The organism is Sutcliffiella horikoshii (assembly GCF_044809035.1).
GTDB lineage: Bacteria > Bacillota > Bacilli > Bacillales > Bacillaceae_I > Sutcliffiella_A > Sutcliffiella_A horikoshii_G.
This window is the reverse complement of record NZ_CP085237.1, coordinates 598,556-615,322: the sequence shown is the minus strand read 5'-3', so window position 1 is coordinate 615,322 and position 16,767 is coordinate 598,556. Positions and strand designations below refer to the sequence as shown.

At 32.0% G+C, this 16,767-nt stretch carries 11 protein-coding genes; 3 read left to right on the top strand and 8 right to left on the bottom strand.

The annotated features are described in order from the left end of the window. Positions 1 to 130: 130 nt before the first annotated feature. The 6 genes from LG307_RS03410 to LG307_RS03385 form a co-directional block, all read right to left on the bottom strand. The gene (locus LG307_RS03410) at positions 131 to 376 is read right to left on the bottom strand and encodes a hypothetical protein (protein ID WP_404448116.1); all 246 of its coding nucleotides are present in this window, start codon (positions 374 to 376) and stop codon (positions 131 to 133) included. Between the two features lie 312 nt (positions 377 to 688). Next, positions 689 to 2,467, bottom strand: a complete 1,779-nt coding sequence (locus tag LG307_RS03405; protein WP_404448115.1) for a hypothetical protein — start codon at positions 2,465 to 2,467, stop codon at positions 689 to 691. Positions 2,468 to 2,493: 26 nt separating this feature from the next. After that, positions 2,494 to 2,955 carry a DNA phosphorothioation-associated protein 4 gene (locus tag LG307_RS03400; RefSeq protein ID WP_404448113.1) on the bottom strand — a complete coding sequence of 154 codons (462 nt, stop codon included), beginning with the start codon at positions 2,953 to 2,955 and terminating at the stop codon, positions 2,494 to 2,496. Beyond that, a complete protein-coding gene (locus LG307_RS03395) occupies positions 2,948 to 4,948 on the bottom strand; it encodes an AAA family ATPase (protein WP_404448110.1) in 2,001 nt (666 codons plus the stop codon). Before LG307_RS03395 ends, LG307_RS03400 begins: the two co-directional genes overlap by 8 nt. Next, the gene (locus LG307_RS03390; RefSeq protein ID WP_404448107.1) at positions 4,948 to 5,124 is read right to left on the bottom strand and encodes a hypothetical protein; all 177 of its coding nucleotides are present in this window, start codon (positions 5,122 to 5,124) and stop codon (positions 4,948 to 4,950) included. The genes LG307_RS03395 and LG307_RS03390 overlap by 1 nt, the downstream gene beginning before the upstream one ends. 19 nt (positions 5,125 to 5,143) lie before the next feature. Beyond that, complete coding sequence (locus LG307_RS03385; protein WP_404448104.1) at positions 5,144 to 7,249, bottom strand: DEAD/DEAH box helicase family protein; 2,106 nt, start codon at positions 7,247 to 7,249, stop codon at positions 5,144 to 5,146. A 216-nt stretch (positions 7,250 to 7,465) separates the two neighbouring features. Here LG307_RS03385 and LG307_RS03380 point away from each other — a divergent pair, with 216 nt between their 5' ends. From LG307_RS03380 to LG307_RS03370, 3 genes are read left to right on the top strand one after another with little or no spacing between them, the layout of a single operon-like run. After that, entirely contained in the window at positions 7,466 to 7,651 is a 186-nt protein-coding gene (locus LG307_RS03380) for a DNA modification system-associated small protein (protein ID WP_404448101.1), read from the top strand. A gap of 18 nt (positions 7,652 to 7,669) precedes the next feature. Beyond that, positions 7,670 to 9,682, top strand: coding sequence for a DNA sulfur modification protein DndD (gene dndD / locus LG307_RS03375; RefSeq protein ID WP_404448099.1), 2,013 nt, complete (start codon positions 7,670 to 7,672; stop codon positions 9,680 to 9,682). A gap of 15 nt (positions 9,683 to 9,697) precedes the next feature. Beyond that, positions 9,698 to 10,066, top strand: a complete 369-nt coding sequence (locus LG307_RS03370) for a hypothetical protein (protein ID WP_404448096.1) — start codon at positions 9,698 to 9,700, stop codon at positions 10,064 to 10,066. Between the two features lie 30 nt (positions 10,067 to 10,096). On the opposite strand, the gene dptH is transcribed toward LG307_RS03370, so the two are convergent. Both dptH and dptG read right to left on the bottom strand, forming a co-directional pair. Further along, positions 10,097 to 15,358, bottom strand: coding sequence for a DNA phosphorothioation-dependent restriction protein DptH (gene dptH / locus LG307_RS03365; protein ID WP_404448094.1), 5,262 nt, complete (start codon positions 15,356 to 15,358; stop codon positions 10,097 to 10,099). Further along, positions 15,339 to 16,766, bottom strand: coding sequence for a DNA phosphorothioation-dependent restriction protein DptG (gene dptG / locus LG307_RS03360; protein ID WP_404448091.1), 1,428 nt, complete (start codon positions 16,764 to 16,766; stop codon positions 15,339 to 15,341). The genes dptH and dptG overlap by 20 nt, the downstream gene beginning before the upstream one ends. Position 16,767 lies beyond the last annotated feature (1 nt).

Genomic DNA, 16,767 nt, shown 5'->3' with positions numbered 1-16,767 from the left:
TTTCCTTTTCTGTAAACATGGACCTGTTATGTAGGATATTCAAATATAGTTTCCGATAATTCTTTCAAACCCTTTAAAGAACTGAATAAGGTTGAGGTGTGGTTAATTCATGTCAATCCACCCTTTCTTATTAAAGTTTAATGTTAAATTCCTTTTTTATTACTTTTAAGAATTCCTGAGCTGATTCCTTATCAAATTGGATAGATTGACTAACCTTCCCCCTAAATTCTCTTTGGTTCGATCCATATGTATCTATCTGAAGAATTCTATTCCCTTCTTTATCTATAAAACTCGTATATGTATTATCCACTTCATAATGAACTGCATTTCTTTCCTTCATGATTTTTTTCATAGTGTTCCCTTTAATTAATGCCATTTACTCTCCCCCTATAATAAAAGTTGTTTCTAAAATAAAATTCTACAAAAACATACACTATCCTTTATTTTCCACAATTAAAAGACATGCCTAGACATGTCTTTTTACCAACACTAAACTTCCGACTCTACCAAAAATACTCCTGTTCCTACTATTCTCTGTGGAATTTTGCCGTGGACTAGTTTGTTTAAAAATGACATAATCAAACTCTTCCTAAAAGGCATAAATACAGACTCAGTTTTATGAACTTTATAGATGAAAAAATAACCATTTTGAGGAAATCCAATTCATTATAAAAACATATGATTGAATCTACAAAGAGTTATTTTCAAAATATTCATTTAGTGCTATTTCAATCACCTTTGATCGACTGATCTCTTTTACGTCAGAGAAAAGTTCAATTTTACTCAATAAAGATTTGTTTAATAAAACTATTGATTCCACTTTTTCATCTTTTTTATCTTCCATGAATTTATTTTTTTTCTCACATTCAGAGATTAGTTCTCTTAAAATCTTTATCTCTTTTTCAGAAAAGGGACTTCTATTTTGTTTATTACTTCCAAGCATTTCATTGCTTTGCTCAATAGGTTTAGTCTCCACTTCGATTTTAGAATAAGGTAGCTTTATTTCTTCTAATTTCTTCTTTAAAGTCTCAACAACTAACCCGCTTTTCTCTAAATCATGAAAGTTTATCTTTCCTGTCATTAAATCTTTAGAAGTTTCTTCAAGGAGTTGCTCTCGGGATTTTAATGTCCATATCTTAAACAAGCTGTCGTAAGAGAAACCATTTTCCTTTAACAATAATCTAATTTCTATCGATGATATACCGAACTCTTTTTCTGCTTTTGAAAAAGAATTGATTTCGTTAATATATTTTACTATTGTCTCAATTGGGACTTCGTTCACTTTTTCTTTGATAGTCTGTGCATCTCCAATATCATCTTTCTTCAATTGTTTTTCCCATTTTTTAGATTTACTGTATCTAAATCCTGCATCCTCAATCTTTTTTTGCAGATTCGCTGAAAATTTTGCACGGAATTTTCTGCTTTTTGCATATTTTTGTGAGTAATCATAGATGGTTAGACCATTATTTAATTCGGTGACTATATCGTAAATTATTCCTAGTTCACCTTCAGGATGGGATTGATCAAAAAAGAAACTGTAATTTTCCTGTTGTTGTTTGTCATTCTGCTTCATTCCAATTAAGTTGTTAGATAGCAATTGTACGCCGTCGAAATACTCAGTTAAAGCTGTTTTGTTGACACCTTCTTTGTTAGATATTTTAGTAAATAATTCTAAACCATTTTTAGTATAGAATATCTCATCTAGCAAATATTCTAGTTGAGGAAGTGTATATTTAATGTCATATAATTCCCCTTTATCAATACTAAAATAATGTAATTTTTCAATGAATTTTTCTTTTTCTAATTTAAAGTAATATCGTGTATTAATTCCAAGCAGTTCGTTAATTTTTGATCCAGCTATTAATTTCTCTCCTTTATATTCTATAAATTTTAATTTTCCATTTTCTATAGAAGTCACAAGAAGCAATTCATCATTTAATTCTGTATACGAGTCGTTATCTATTCTAGATGTTTCATAAACCCAAATCTCTCTTAGACTTGCTTTCAATATATAAGAATCAATATTAAACTCATTAGAAATATAATCTAAGCTCCTTTTATCGATATTTAGAGCTCGTAACATTTCATTTGATTTTGGCGGTAACTTATAATTATTTGAGATTACCCATCTTTTTTGATACTTCCTGTTTATTAATTCATTCTCTAGTATTTCCGAAGTTATTTTTAAATCACTCGCTATTTTACTTATTGATGACCCCATAAATACATTAAGCACAGCGTTCTGTATTTGATTTAATGTTAGCTTTTTATTGCTAATGGGTGTCTTAGTCAGACCGAAAGAAGTCAATCTTTTTAATAATATTGCAGAATCAACATCTAAGAATGTCGCAATATCATCAACACTTTTACCTTCAGACAAAAAAACTTTAATTTTTTCCAAGTTACTATCAATGTATCTTTCTTCATTCTGATTCACTACATTATTCACAATATCCAATATGTCCATGTAGAACATCCTTTAATTTTAGTTTTTTAGAATGAAAGCATATCCGCTATGCCTTTAAGATTACGATTTTTATCATTAATTTCGTTTTCCATACTAATAATCATGTCAAAGTATGAGTTGAGGGCAAGTTTTGGGTTTTCCATTAGCTTATTATTTATTACTTCTAGGCCACCGGCTGCGTATTCTTCAAAAATAATCATCTTTTTATCGAATGCATCACTGTTATCTTCCAAAATAGATATATCATTGCTTTCTGCTAAGGCAACGGCATTTATTAAAGCTTCATCTGTTTCCAACGTAAACACGGTCCAAGGAATTCCTTCTGCTGAACCAGTAAAAGGTTTGCGTTTCTTTTCCATAAAACCTATAGATCCAGCTAACATAAATACATCTTTATACGTAGCAAATATACCAAATTCACTGGAGTCAGTTAATGATTTATATATATTTTCTTGCTCTTTTGGGCGCCTTATTCTTCTTCTAGACATGGACTTTGTTCACCTCAATAGCTTCTGTAAATTCATAAGGTTTTTCTTTATTTTGTCGTGGGTCATTGTAGGATAGTCTATATTCCTTGCCAATTAATCCAGCCATTTGTTCGTGAACCTCGCCTCTCCATTGTGAGGTAGATACAATTACTATTACTTGATCGGCAAGCTTGTGAATTCCTTTAGCAATTCTTTCTCTATGATCAGAATCCAATGCTCCAAAAGGAGAATCCATGACTAGTGGATAAATTCCTCCTTCATCAAAACCAGATTTATTTTCTTTTTTAAACTGTTCACGTGCAATATCAACAATAGCGCCTATGAATGATAAACTTGTAATTTGACGTTCCCCTTGTGACATCCCTACTATATTCCCTTTATCATTAATAACATTTAATTCGTAATTGTCCGCCAGCTGCACTTGATAACCTTTTCTTAAGAATTGTGAATACACACTTGTAATTCTTTCTTGTAATTGAGCTTTCACAAGCTTTTCACGAACATTTAATATTCCTTGCATAGTATTTTCTAGTTGAAGGCATGCATTCATTCTCTTTTGTGTAAGCTTTCCTTTTTGTTCTACTGATTGCAGCTTTTTTGCTTCATTATTTTTATCAGTAATCTCTTCCAACGTTTTTTCTAATTCTGCATGGATTACTCCAATTTTTCTGTCAATAGAACTTTTTTGATCTATTAGTTTCTTCCTCTTTTCTTCTAATTTAACTATTTCCTCAGAATCCTCACCAGAGAGACGTACACTAATTTCATCAATTTCTTCGTTTAGTTTTTTAACTAGTTGATTTCGATGAACTTCTTCTTCTTTTAACCGTTTCATTTCTCTAAGAAGATTCTCTTTTCGCTCTTTTATTACTTTTAAATTACTAGCCAAGTCAATAATCTGATACTTGCTACGAGTTTCTGATATTTTATCTACTATGTTCTTTAAGTGATCCAAATGTGTGGAACCATCAGTGAGTCTTTCGCCACAAATACATACTCCCTCTCTCATTAATTCCTCTAAAAATGCTTTGCTTATACCGCCGTTTGGTTTCGATTCACTATTTTCTTTAATTATCTCATTTGCCTTTTCGATTGCAGAAAATGTAAAGGCTAAATAACCTTGTTTACTTAAAAGGTCTATAGTCTCTTTTTTAATCTTTTTAATTGCATCTTGCTCTTTATTTAACTCTTCAGTTTTTGCGTCTCTTAGTTCCTGCAGTTGCTTAGCTCCCTCAATTTGTTTCATTCTCGTTTCAACTTCAAATATCTCTTTATTAATCGCTTTAATATTGCTCTTTTGCAAGGTGTCTTCTTGAATGAGTTCTCCTCTTCGCTTTTCTAACTGATCTAATTCATCTAAGATAGTTACTGTTTGGACGTCACCATGCTTTTTTAACTCATTACGAAATTTCACTCTTGCTTTTTCAGTATGATTGATTGCTCTTTCTAAGATTTCTAGTCCCATAATATTTTTAATTGCTTTTTTCACATCATCGGAACCGCTATCTTTCGAAAGGTTATCAATCCTTTCACCATCAAAGAAGAAGTAAGTTCTTAAATCCTCAGGAAGTATTCTATTTAACTCCACTGTAGGATTATTTATTGATTTTAATAAACCAAACTCATCTTTGTAGTCAACGGATATTGTTGTTTCTAAATACGTAATATCACTATTATTCTCTTTTCTAGCTGTTGCCTTTCTAGTCGCAGTATAAGTCCTTCCGTTATCTTGAAAAACAATGCGTACCCATCCTTCTATAGTTTCACCAGGATCTGCAATTGCAATGGCGTGTTCATTTATAACATTGGACCCATTTGGTAAATTTATAACTCCATAAAGACACCAACTAAATGCATTTAACAAAGCAGTCTTGCCTGATCCATTCTCACCATGAATCACCGTGACATTCCTTGTAGTAGATTTAGAAAAGTTTATAGTTTGATCCTGATAATATTGACGAAAGTTATATAAAGTAATTGATTCTATTAGCATTATTCAGTAATCCTTTCCTTAACAATATTAACGATATCACTTACAATGGATGTTCCTTGCATGGTTTTTAAATGAAGGACTGCTTTCTCAGCCTCTAAAATTTCTTTTAAGATTAAAGTATGTGTGTCCGGTAGTTCTGCTAACAGAGCTTCTATTTTCTCTCGTTCTTGACTCATTGATGATTCCTCCTCATGTTCAAACATCTAACAAATGATAAGCCTTTTTAAATTCAAGGATACTCTCATGTGCTACAGGACCATTAATAGCTAAATCTGCAAATTCTAGAAATCTGTTAAGTTCACGAATAACCATTTTTCTCTCCATATTAAATAATGATGGTTCAATATGACGGATCTCATCTAGATTTCTTGGAATGACAATAAAATCATGGATATACGAATATTCTTTACTTTTGTGCTTACGTAGAACCCTACCACGCCTTTGTATAAATTCTCTAGGGTTGGTGCTACTAGAGAGTATGTAAGCTCTTTGGGTAGCTGGTACGTCTACTCCTTCATCTAAACATTTAATCGCAACGAGTACCTGAAGGTCTCCTTCTTCAAATTTTTGAAGAAGCTCTTTTCTTTGTTGTTTATCTTCCCTAGATGTAAAGGTATGGACTCTCATATCCAATTCGTTACCTAACAACTTTACAACTGCATCTATTTGTTTTTCTCCGTCTGTCCAACTATCACCACAATAGACGATATTATATTTTGAAGTTTTTTCTTGATACATTAACTCTTTTAACTTAGAAAGCTTATTTCTAGCTCTACTTAAAATACGTGCTCTTTCAATTAATAGTGACTGTGCTGACTTTGCGTCTTCTCCTTTTACATTTCCATCTTTCGGGAAAATCTTGACCAGTTTTCTTGTAATTTCATAATATAATTCACTTTCATCTTCATCTAGATAAACTAAATGAGGGTAATAGAAGTATTGAGATAAAAAGCCTTTATCAATTGCTTTTTCTAGTCCAAACTCAAACACGGTATTTCCACCAAAGTAATCTATTAACTTGGTAGTACCTTCTTCATCAAACCATCGATTAGGGGTTGCAGAAAGAGCGAGGCGATAAGGAATTGATTTAATAAGCTTGTTCCTATTATTTTCTGCTCCAAGATGATGCGCTTCATCAGCCACAAAAACCACATCATCATTTAGTCTTTTTAATAACAGCTGCATATGCTTAGATGAATAAGTTGAATTAGTTGTTATTAAGCAGAAATGTTTTGTGATTCCTGACAGAAATGCAGTTATACTATTGGATAGTTCTGCTTCCCATAAGCTCCTTGAACTATATGCAACTATAGGTTCCATATTAAATCGCTTTATATCTTCTACCCACTGATCTACTAAGTGAGTATAGGGACATACAATAATAACTCCAAGCCTGTTAGATACTTCCCATAGTTTAGATATTGCAGAAAGTGCTGTAATAGTTTTTCCTGTACCTGTGGCCATTTCCAGAAGACCTTGGCATTCATTTCTAAACCAGCATCTAATCGCCTCTTGTTGATAATCGCGAATAACATACCCCGTAGGAATAACAGGATATTTTTCTCCATAGTTGACTTGGTTTTCTCTCACTATCAATTCCGGATCAACCTTTATATATGTGGAAATCTTATAAGAAAGAATTTTTTCTTTTACAGCTTGTGGAAAATCCATAACTTCAAGATAATTTGTTCTATTCTCCCACAATCTATTAAAATCGTTATTCTTTTGCTCTACTCGAATCTTTTCATTAGGTAGCCATGAACAAAAAACATCAATAGATTCGAAATTATTATAAAGTCCCCCCTCAGTTTCATTAGAAGATCCAGAAAAAGCAACTTTATTACCAAAATCATCTTCCATAATCCCCAGTTTCTCATGATAGATTCCAAATTTTTTGGAATCTGACATCACTGCGATTTTAATATCTAAACTATCATTCGCAATGAGCCAAGCTAAGTAATTCAATCTCTCTCGTTGCAAAGGTGTATAAATTTCTCTATCTAAAGAACGGAGCAAAGATTCTTCTATTACTCTATCTCTAGACTTGTAACCGCTTTCTATCATTTCTATATCTTCTTTTTCTAAATGCGGAGATGCTATAAGTTGCATCTTTCCACCTTTACCAATCAGCTCTGAAATCCCCTTAGCAGCCAATTTTAGAGATCCACTAGAAAAATAGCCAACTGCTCTTTTATATAAAATGCTTTTTGATAGGACTGGAATATAAAAATCTTCTATGATATTCCCTTCGTCCTGTCCGGTTCTATATTGATAGGAGATATTCAATTCCGTTAAACTCATTTAATCTCTCCTCAATTTTTCAAATATAATTCATTATCATTATTTTACAGTTTATGCAATAGTATGACAATTACATTAATATATTTATTTAGGAATTCACTACAAAGTTATCACACACATTCAGTTCCAATAATTGTTTTGTGATATATTGTAAAATTAACAGCTTACTATGATAAAATATTTATTGAATGTATTTTAAATATAAAGGTGATATAGATGAAGGAAGTACAAAGAAGAGAGCTTGAACTTTTAGCTAAGATATGTAACAAAAATGGAGTTCCATTAAGGCTTGCAAGAGATCTAATTAAAACTGCAGAAAAATATTCTTATGAAAATATTAGTGCTTCTACAAGAGTTACAGAATACCAAGAATTAATTAAATTCCAAATGAAAAACAAATAAATCCTATGGTGATAAATTATGATTTTAAAAAAGTTAATCTTTGATAATTACAAAACTTATTATGGTCTCCAAGAGATTGATCTTTATATCCCAAAAGAGGTCAGAGATGAAAAAACTCAGAATATTATTCTCTTAGGTGGACTTAATGGAGCAGGAAAAACAACAATACTAAAAGCAATACTATATGTTCTTTTCGGTAAAAGAGGAATGTCTGACACTGAGTACAAGAGGCTTTTTTCCAATGTTATTAATAATACATTTTTTAATGAAGGCGGACGCGAGTGCTCCCTTACTCTAGTTATAGAAACTGATTCGGGAGAAGAATGGACTTTAAAAGTTAAGTGGTATTTTAACCAGCTTAAGAAGATGACCCACGAAGAGAGAAATTTAAATGTTAGAAAAGCTGGTTCAAAAATGGCCAAGCATGCCAGAATTGACAATATTGAAGTTTATAACCGGTACATTGATAAGATTATTCCCTATCATGCTGCTCCATTTTTTATTTTCGATGGTGAAGAAGTTAAAGAGGTAATATTGAGACAAAATAGTGAAGAAATGAAAGAAGCTATTCATAAGATTACTGGAATGGAAGCTTATAAACAATTACTAATTGATTTGCGTACTTTAAAAGGAAATATAGAGAATAAACTAACACGATCGGTTAGTCATTCCACCCTAACTAACATTCAAAGTCAACTTAAAGAAAAGGAAGTAGCAATTAGTGAGTTAGAAATTAAAAAGAATAAAATACAGACAGAGATTAGACATTATGAAAACTTAATTAAGGAAGCTAAACAAGAGCGTAATGAGATTTTATCAAAAAACTCTAAATCTAGAGAAGTTATTATTAAACAACAATCTCGAGTTGCAACAGAGCTTGAAATGCTGAAGAAAGATTTAAGTCTCTTCTTACAGCAAAATACGTATAACATAATGCTCAGAGAAAAGATACAGAAAATGAAAATAAGGCTAAAAGATGAGTATTCTATTTCTCAGAAGAAGATGCTACAAGATGCATCACTATCCCCTTATCGTAATTTTATTAATCAACTATTGAATAAGAGTATTAATCCTCCACTTTCAAGCGGACAATTGGAGCAGTTAAGAATTCTCGGTGAAGAGGTATGGATTAAAGAAAATAAAATTAGTAATGTCCAACTAGATATGGAAATTATTCATGATGTTACTAGCAAAGACTATGCATTGCTAACAAATATCGCAGTTAAGGACAAATACCAAGTTTCAGATATAATTAATAAAATGGAGAAGCTGCAACAAGAGTTGGATGCTTTAGAAATTGATATTAGAAAAGCCCCTGAATCTGTAAATATTGATAAAGAAAACAATAAGATAGATTTACTAACAAGAAAACTTGGGGAACTTGATCTTAAACGAAAAGCTATACAAAAGAAATACAATGGTGCAGTGGAGGAAAGAACCAGTCTATTAAACAAGTTAACTCGTATATCAGGTCAAGATTCAAATCTTGATGAATTGAATCAACAACTTGTAGATGTAGATAAAACAATTAAGACAATGCAACAATACGTAAGTGAAGTTACAGTAATGAAAGCGACTTACATTAAAGAAGAGTTCTCCTTTATGTTAAAGAAATTATTTAGAAAACAAGATGAGTTTGGAAAAATAGAATTTGATTTAAACACTTATTCTATACGTTTATATAATGATCAAATGCAGGAAATAAGCATTCAAGAACGTTCTGCTGGTGAAATGCAGATGATATCATCAGCCTTAATATGGGCATTAACTATAGCTTCAGATTTAGCACTACCTATGGTAATTGATACTCCATTAGGAAGACTAGATAGTTATCATAGAAACCATCTTATAAACCACTATTATAAAGAGTTAAGTGAGCAAGTAATTATACTCTCTACTGATACAGAGATCACCAAAGAGTATGTTGAGCTTATGGAAAGTCACTCTTACAAGCAATACATGCTAGACTACGATGAACGAAAAAAGTACACCATTATCAGAGATGGATATTTTGAATATGCTAAGAGTTAAGGGTGAATAAGAAATATGTCGAACAGAAGAATGCAGTTATCAGAAGAAGGAAAAATAATTTTAGATTTAATAGCTGATGCTTTAGAAGTTGATAGACCTACAGCAGTGAAAATTGCGCTTTCTAGAGGTTTAGCTGTTTCTAATGGTCCTATTATTAATGAATTTGATGGTGGAAAAAACAAATGGACTATTCCAGATAATATTATTAAGGACAAAGAGTTTTTAATATTTAAGCACCTAATAATTAATGAAGTCAATATGTCGTTGACTGACGACGAATTACACAAGCATATGATTGCTTTTATTGAAGAAGGCCTTCGGAAGTTAAAAGCAGACCATGATAGTAAAACCTCAATGGAAGACCTTCGATTAACTATTTTATAAGTAAAGCCCACCATTTCAGGTGGGCTTTTACTATATTCTCTCTGATAGAGGACTAATATCTACTACTGTTACCGTAGGATGGGATAGTTCACAGTTTGGTTTAAGTACTGGTCCATGAACAATACATTGTCCTTTTCTTAGCGAAGATAATTTTGATTCCCAATGTTTTTTCTCCTGATTATCCTTAGATAAACTACCTGCTATTGTAGATAGCTCTTGTTCAGGCGGAGAGAAGTATACCTTTTGTGATGAATTCTGTAGCCTTGCAAGTTCATCAGAATCAAGTTGTGACTTCAGAAATTGTGTTGCATACCAAGCTGACCAACCAAATTTTCTTCCTTCTGTTAAAATTCTTGCTGATGGAGATTTTTCAGTATGATCTAAGTTTTGTGCTTCATCCATTATTACTGGCATTGGACGATTTTTATTTCCAAATCTCACTGAATAATTCCATAAGTCCCAAAGAATAAACTCTGTAATCATTAGTTGCACATCACGTGGAAAACCAGTTAACTGAACGATGAAAATATCTCCGTTACTATCTACAACATCTTTCCAATTAATTGTGTTTTCATTACTAAATGGATTTCGGTCAATTAATGGGCGAATTTGAGATAATGCTGTTTTAGAATAACTTGAACCGTCTTCCTCTAGCATATCTTTTAATTTCATTAAGTTCATATCGTCATTAAATTGTTCTAAACCATTCAGTACAGCCTCATAAATAGCGTTTTGTTGTTGAATACCTAATGATTTATACACTGCAGCAAAGACACTTTTTATCCGTTCAGCTACATCTGTATTTGATTCCGGTAGCTGGATCCCACCAATATCTCTTACATTTTTCTGAAATGGGTTAATTGGAAGTTGCTCACTGTATACAATTTTTTGCTTTAACTTATCCCCTAAAAACTCCACAAACTCAGGTTCTAATTGATTTGGTAAAAATCCTTCTGTGTAATCAATAACAATACTTGGAATTCCTAGCTTTGACTTTTCCAACAGCAAACACTGCATAAAATAAGTTTTACCTTGGCCTGATTTTCCAGATATCAACAAATGTCTGTTAGCTAGACCTTTGTTACCGTATTCCCAATATACTTCATGTGACGATGCTTCAGCGGTACCGATTTTTATTCGGATATCTTCAAGGACACGAGTTTCTTCTGGTATTCTTTCAACTACTTCACTTGGACTAGTATCTTCCTCTACATCATCAGTTCCTGTAGGTTCATCAACGTCTTTAAATGGAGTAGCAGGTTGGCCGGGTTGAGAATGATTATTCTCACTATGATTCTCATTCAACTCATTGCTTTCAGTTTCCGTAGTATATTCAGTACTTGGATTTCCAGTAGTAACTGGTCCATTGTTTGTAGCTGGTATTTGAATATCTGCATTCTTATATTTATAGGACAGCATGTCTTCCTTAACGAAATCATTGGGCTGCTCTTGGATCCAGTTTCTCATTGAGTCTAAAGAAGATACTAGTCCTTCGTAACCATCTCTTTCAGTAAGGTTAACTAACAAAATGTTTTCATCATCCAAATGTGCACTTCTATGAAACGCATCTTTTTGGAAAGATAGAATTGCTCCATCTCCAATATAAGTTCTTAACTCATCAGAAACATTAAACTTATCCTTCAAAAGTACTTCTACAACTTGATCGGATAATTCATACCCTTTCTCATTCCAAAGCTCACTATGTCTAATTTTTTGTGCACTAGATATCAATAGTTGTGCAAAGAAATTTCGATAAAACTTCCCTGAAAAAGTATGTTCATTCTCGCCAGTTAAGGCACTGTAAATAAGCTCTCTCGTTTTTCTAACTTGTTCTTTTGCCTTTTCTATAACTGTTCCTTTATTTAACCCAATTTTCACTTCTACTGGGTAAAAATGGAGAGAGACGTTACCCTCTTTTTCTTCTAGCCCAATTAATAATAAATCATCACTGTGACTACCCTTAACTCTCAGGTTTTTAGCAGTAAAGACACCTTCAGATTTACTTAAGCTAACTGCACCTGCTACTCTTAGAACTTCTTCTAATGAGATCGGTATCCATAGAATGTCTTTGTGATCTAAGTAAGAGACCGAATATTTAATAGCAGAAATAATACTTAATTTTTCTCGATCGAAGTGCCCCTTGCTTCCGATAATTCTCAGTAACCATTCACCGTTAAAAGTATTGAAAGCTTTAATGGTATTTCTGACATTTTCATCAGTACCTTGAACATCTTTTTGTGCAAGGAATTCTTTAATTACAGCAAAATATTGATCTGACTTATCTGTTACTGTAATTGCGTCAAAACGACTTGAAGATGAATACTGATCGCTATAATGGATAACGACTAAATTCCCTTCATACTCATTGAAGAACTCCAAATCAATGGATGGATCTACAAACGTTACCCAATAAGATGATTGGAATATTCTTTTCAAAGTATCCTCGTCTGCTGTAGTGGTTCTGGATAAGATAGCCTCACGCTTACGATAGCCATCACTTCCATTATTTCGTAAGTTAGCAGACAATTCATTTACATAATATGAAGTTGAAATTAAATAATCACTATCATTAATGGAATAAGCTTTAGTGCCAAATCCACTCTTATAATTTTCTTGGTCTTTCATTGATGGTACGCTAGAATAAAGACCTTCCAGTGATAAGCCTGTGGTCATATCTTTAACCGGTTGCACAGCATGATGTTCTTGAGCATTCATTTTGTAGAAGGAAATATGAGCGTATCTTAACTCCTCATTAAAATCTTGTTTGTAAAATAAGAGTTTTCCTCTAATTATTCGTAAAAGGTCGTCTGCTTCATAATCTTTTGATTTTAATTTAACCCCCGTTAATAGTTCAAGCTCTTCAGTTGAATTCGTTAGTGCATATAAGTCAAAAATACTTTCATATTTCTCCTCAGAATACAAAGTTACTTCTATCGGTTTTAAATTTTCAGAGCCAACTTTATCTATTTCAATTAACATCCACTCAATGATTCCCTTTAATACTTCTTTGTCATTGGTTATATTCAAGACATTTATTTGCAAAGGAGCGTTAGACATTTTTATAAACAAATAAGAAAAATGTTCTTTAAATTGAGATATTTTATCTATAACAACTTTAGCCAAGTAATGGTTTGCATCTGAAACAGATACATTTTGAACAGGTCTAAAAAGCATCCATCCTAATGCTGCGTTTTGATGTTCTGGTTTATAAAGAGTCTCATTTTGGTCATATATAAAAGGGACTAGAGAAGCTGAGCTTAACCTGTTTAATATACTATTATCAACTTCTTCATTCTTAAGTAACTCATATGTTTTTAACTTGTATGCAACCATCAGTGGATGAAACGGTGTAAAATAGAAGGTTCCATTAGAGTAAATTGTACCTAACTTGAATAAATCTCTTCCTCTTTTTCCAGCTGGTGTACCACTTGTAAAAGTTTTAACTTCATCCTGAAAAGCTTTAACATATTCTTTAGATCTTTGCTTTAAATCCTCTGTTATTGTGCATAAACTCGGAATGGAATTTCTAATTTTAAAATAAGTTATGAATCGACTATACGCTTCTCTCATCTCATCACTTATTTTCAAGTCATCCTCTAATAATTGATCTGACTCAAACCTAGCGCTTTTTAATCCTCGTTCTATATACTCATTCTCCCAATTGAAGTACTCACTATACTCTGAGTGAAAATAGAACTCTCTATTCTCAAGGACTAAGCGATTGTTTTCCTTTATCCACTGTATATCTTTTCCTGTTTCTCTAATAAGTTTAGATATCCTTTGTCCGCTAATTGGCATAGACTCGGGAAGCTCATTCGTCAACTTAAAAGGAATATCCACTTGATCAAACTTAATATTTATTCTCAATTGGTCTTTATCATCGTATGCTTCAGGTAATGGACTTACAATTAATGTTTCCTCTTCAGTTACAAAAGATAATATTTGATTATTTATAGATATTTCTTCCGTTTTCTTGTTATAACCGTTTCCAAATTTCAATAAGTCCTCTTCACAATTTAACTCTACCGCATTATTCTCTGCATCAATTGTATATTTTGAGCTAAAAGCTTCTAAATATATTGGCTCTATTGGTAACACAGAAAGTGAAAATTCTGCTCCTAAATTGATTTTTTTATCATGTTTATAGGAGAATTTCAGAAACAATGGTTTCTTATCCTCTGGATACAGTTTTAAAGAAATATTAGATTTCTTTACATCTGCTTCCACATTTTTTGCGTCTCCTTTTTGGACTTTAAAGAAATCCTTTACAAGGGACTTGACACTTCCTGAAAAACTAAATGAAAGTTGAACCTCTATATCATCCTTGTTATCTGGATTAAATATGATGAAATGCCTCTTTCTTTTTCCTGTTCCTTTCTCACTTAAAGTTCTATTCCAAACTATAAGTTTATTGGATACTTTAATCTCAGTAAAATCTACTTTGGCCTTTTTCTTATTAGCATTAAAATCATCATGAAATTTCTTCACTTTTGGATAAAGAGTTTGTTCCCATCCTTCTTCGAATAACGCTTTTGAACCTTCTAAGACAAACTTACTTTCTAATTCATTTTGTTCTAATCCATAATCATGTACTTTTTTTACAAAATCAAAGAGCTCGCGGTTTAATGTAATTCTTTCTTTTTGTTCTCTACCTGTAAATCTATCTAAATCAGGGTCTTTAAAAAGACCAAACTTGTAATACTCTTTATCATCAATGTACCCTTTTTGTAGGGTAGAGAAGATATCTTCAAATTCAAAAAAAGTAATCTGTTGGTAGAATTGTTCTTCCATTAAATTATCTAAGTTCTCAAGTAGTATTATTTGTTCTACCTTTGTTAAGACACTGCTTTCTATTTCGTTTTTGAGCTTATTGTAAATGAAGCCAGGATGAAGTGGCATTCCTTCTTTTTGAAGATCACTACTTCCACCTTGTATGGAATCTAGTTGCTCAGAAACGATACTTAAGAGTGCAGTATTTTCCCATTCTTCTTTTTGCTCTCCAACTAAGTTCCGAAGAGTAACTAAAAAATCCGGTTTAACTTGATCAGAAGTGTTAGCAACCACTAAATTGGTTTCTTTGAACGGGATTGAGAAAGTCTCATATCTTTCACCCAAATCATGCTGATACTTAAAGCCTTTTGTACCATCAATGTTATTCAACGCAATTATCAGATTCATTACATCTTTAGGACTATCTAGCTGAAGGTAATATCTATCTCCATTCTTTAATCCTTCTTTTTTGAAATAACTTATTAATAATGAGGCTATATATTTATAAAATTGGTTTGACATACTGAGCATCCCCACTATCACTTTTTTTATCAATAAGATTTTGACTATCTAACATACTTATTACTTCTTTTTTGGAGTAGCGATCTAAGGCAACCCCTCTTTTCTCAAACTCTACAAATAATTCATTCAAAGGAATTCTTTCATCTTTAACTGACACTGCGGTTAATAGTAAAACAAACTCATGTTTAACATTTAGTATGTGACCTAAACTACCTCTATTTTTAATAAATTGATTAAAGCCTAAGTCTTCAATATTCTTACCATACTTATCCGCTACACCGGCACTAGTTCCTTGTTTTAAACAAGTAAACAGCTCTCTTAATCCTTCTTCAACAGTAGTGGCTTTAGTAGTATTTTTTATTTTCCAAATATCTGCGTATTCCTGTATCCACTTATTAAGCTCACTTAAAAAAAGTTCTTCATATTCAGCACCTTTTTGACTGATGTATTTTGTAATTTCACTATACGTCTTTAATGAAATTACTTCCCCTTTTTCACCTTTAATTTCTTTTTCAGAAACTAAGTGACTAAGATGGGACAAAGTATGAATATGTGGGAACAGGTTAGAAGATTTACCTTTAACATATCTAAAACCTTCAAGGTCGTCTGCTGCCTTTCTTCTTTTACTGATTGACTCCCAGTCAAGTGCAAAGTAGAGAGGTTGTATCAAATCATAGTTAGCTTCTGAAAATTGCTCAAACTTTACCACGAGTTGATTAGCGTACATGAAAACATAAAAATGAGTTAGAAGAGCAAATGTAGATAAGAAATATTCTTTATGTTTACTTAAATACATTATATCCTCTTGATATAAGTTGCTAATTGGTTTTAAAAGTTGCTCATACTGTACAGCACCATTGCTAACTTTGTTTTCTTTTAATCCATCCATTTTGCTTAATATTAGTTCCGTAAGAATATCGTCTGTCTCTTTGTTTTTAAAAATAGTAGATACTTTAGAATTGTCTTCTTTTTCTATAAGAACATCTTTCATAAAATGAGCATATTTTCCAAACTCATTTTTATGAGCTTTGTCAACTTTTATATAGTTAAAAAGGAATGGATGAATAGGATTTATCTTTTCACCCTTAAATAAATATTGATCTAGAAAGCGAATAAAATCATACTTCTCATCTTCCTCTTTAAACTCCACATTGTTCGCAATTTGTTCACTAATTTCGTTTTCTTCTTCTGATGTATAAAATTCATCATGCTTTTTAAAGGCTTTCTCATCTAATGTCAAATTGCTTAAGCTTCGTGTGAATTCACCTAAAATATTGTTAAATTGATTCTTAACTGCACCTGTTCTTTTTGTAAGAAAAGGTAATACATCTATTGCCTGACCAGTATCATGTTTTTTCTTAGTTTCAAAAAGTTGCTTCAAATAAATTCTATTATTAGCTATTGCCATA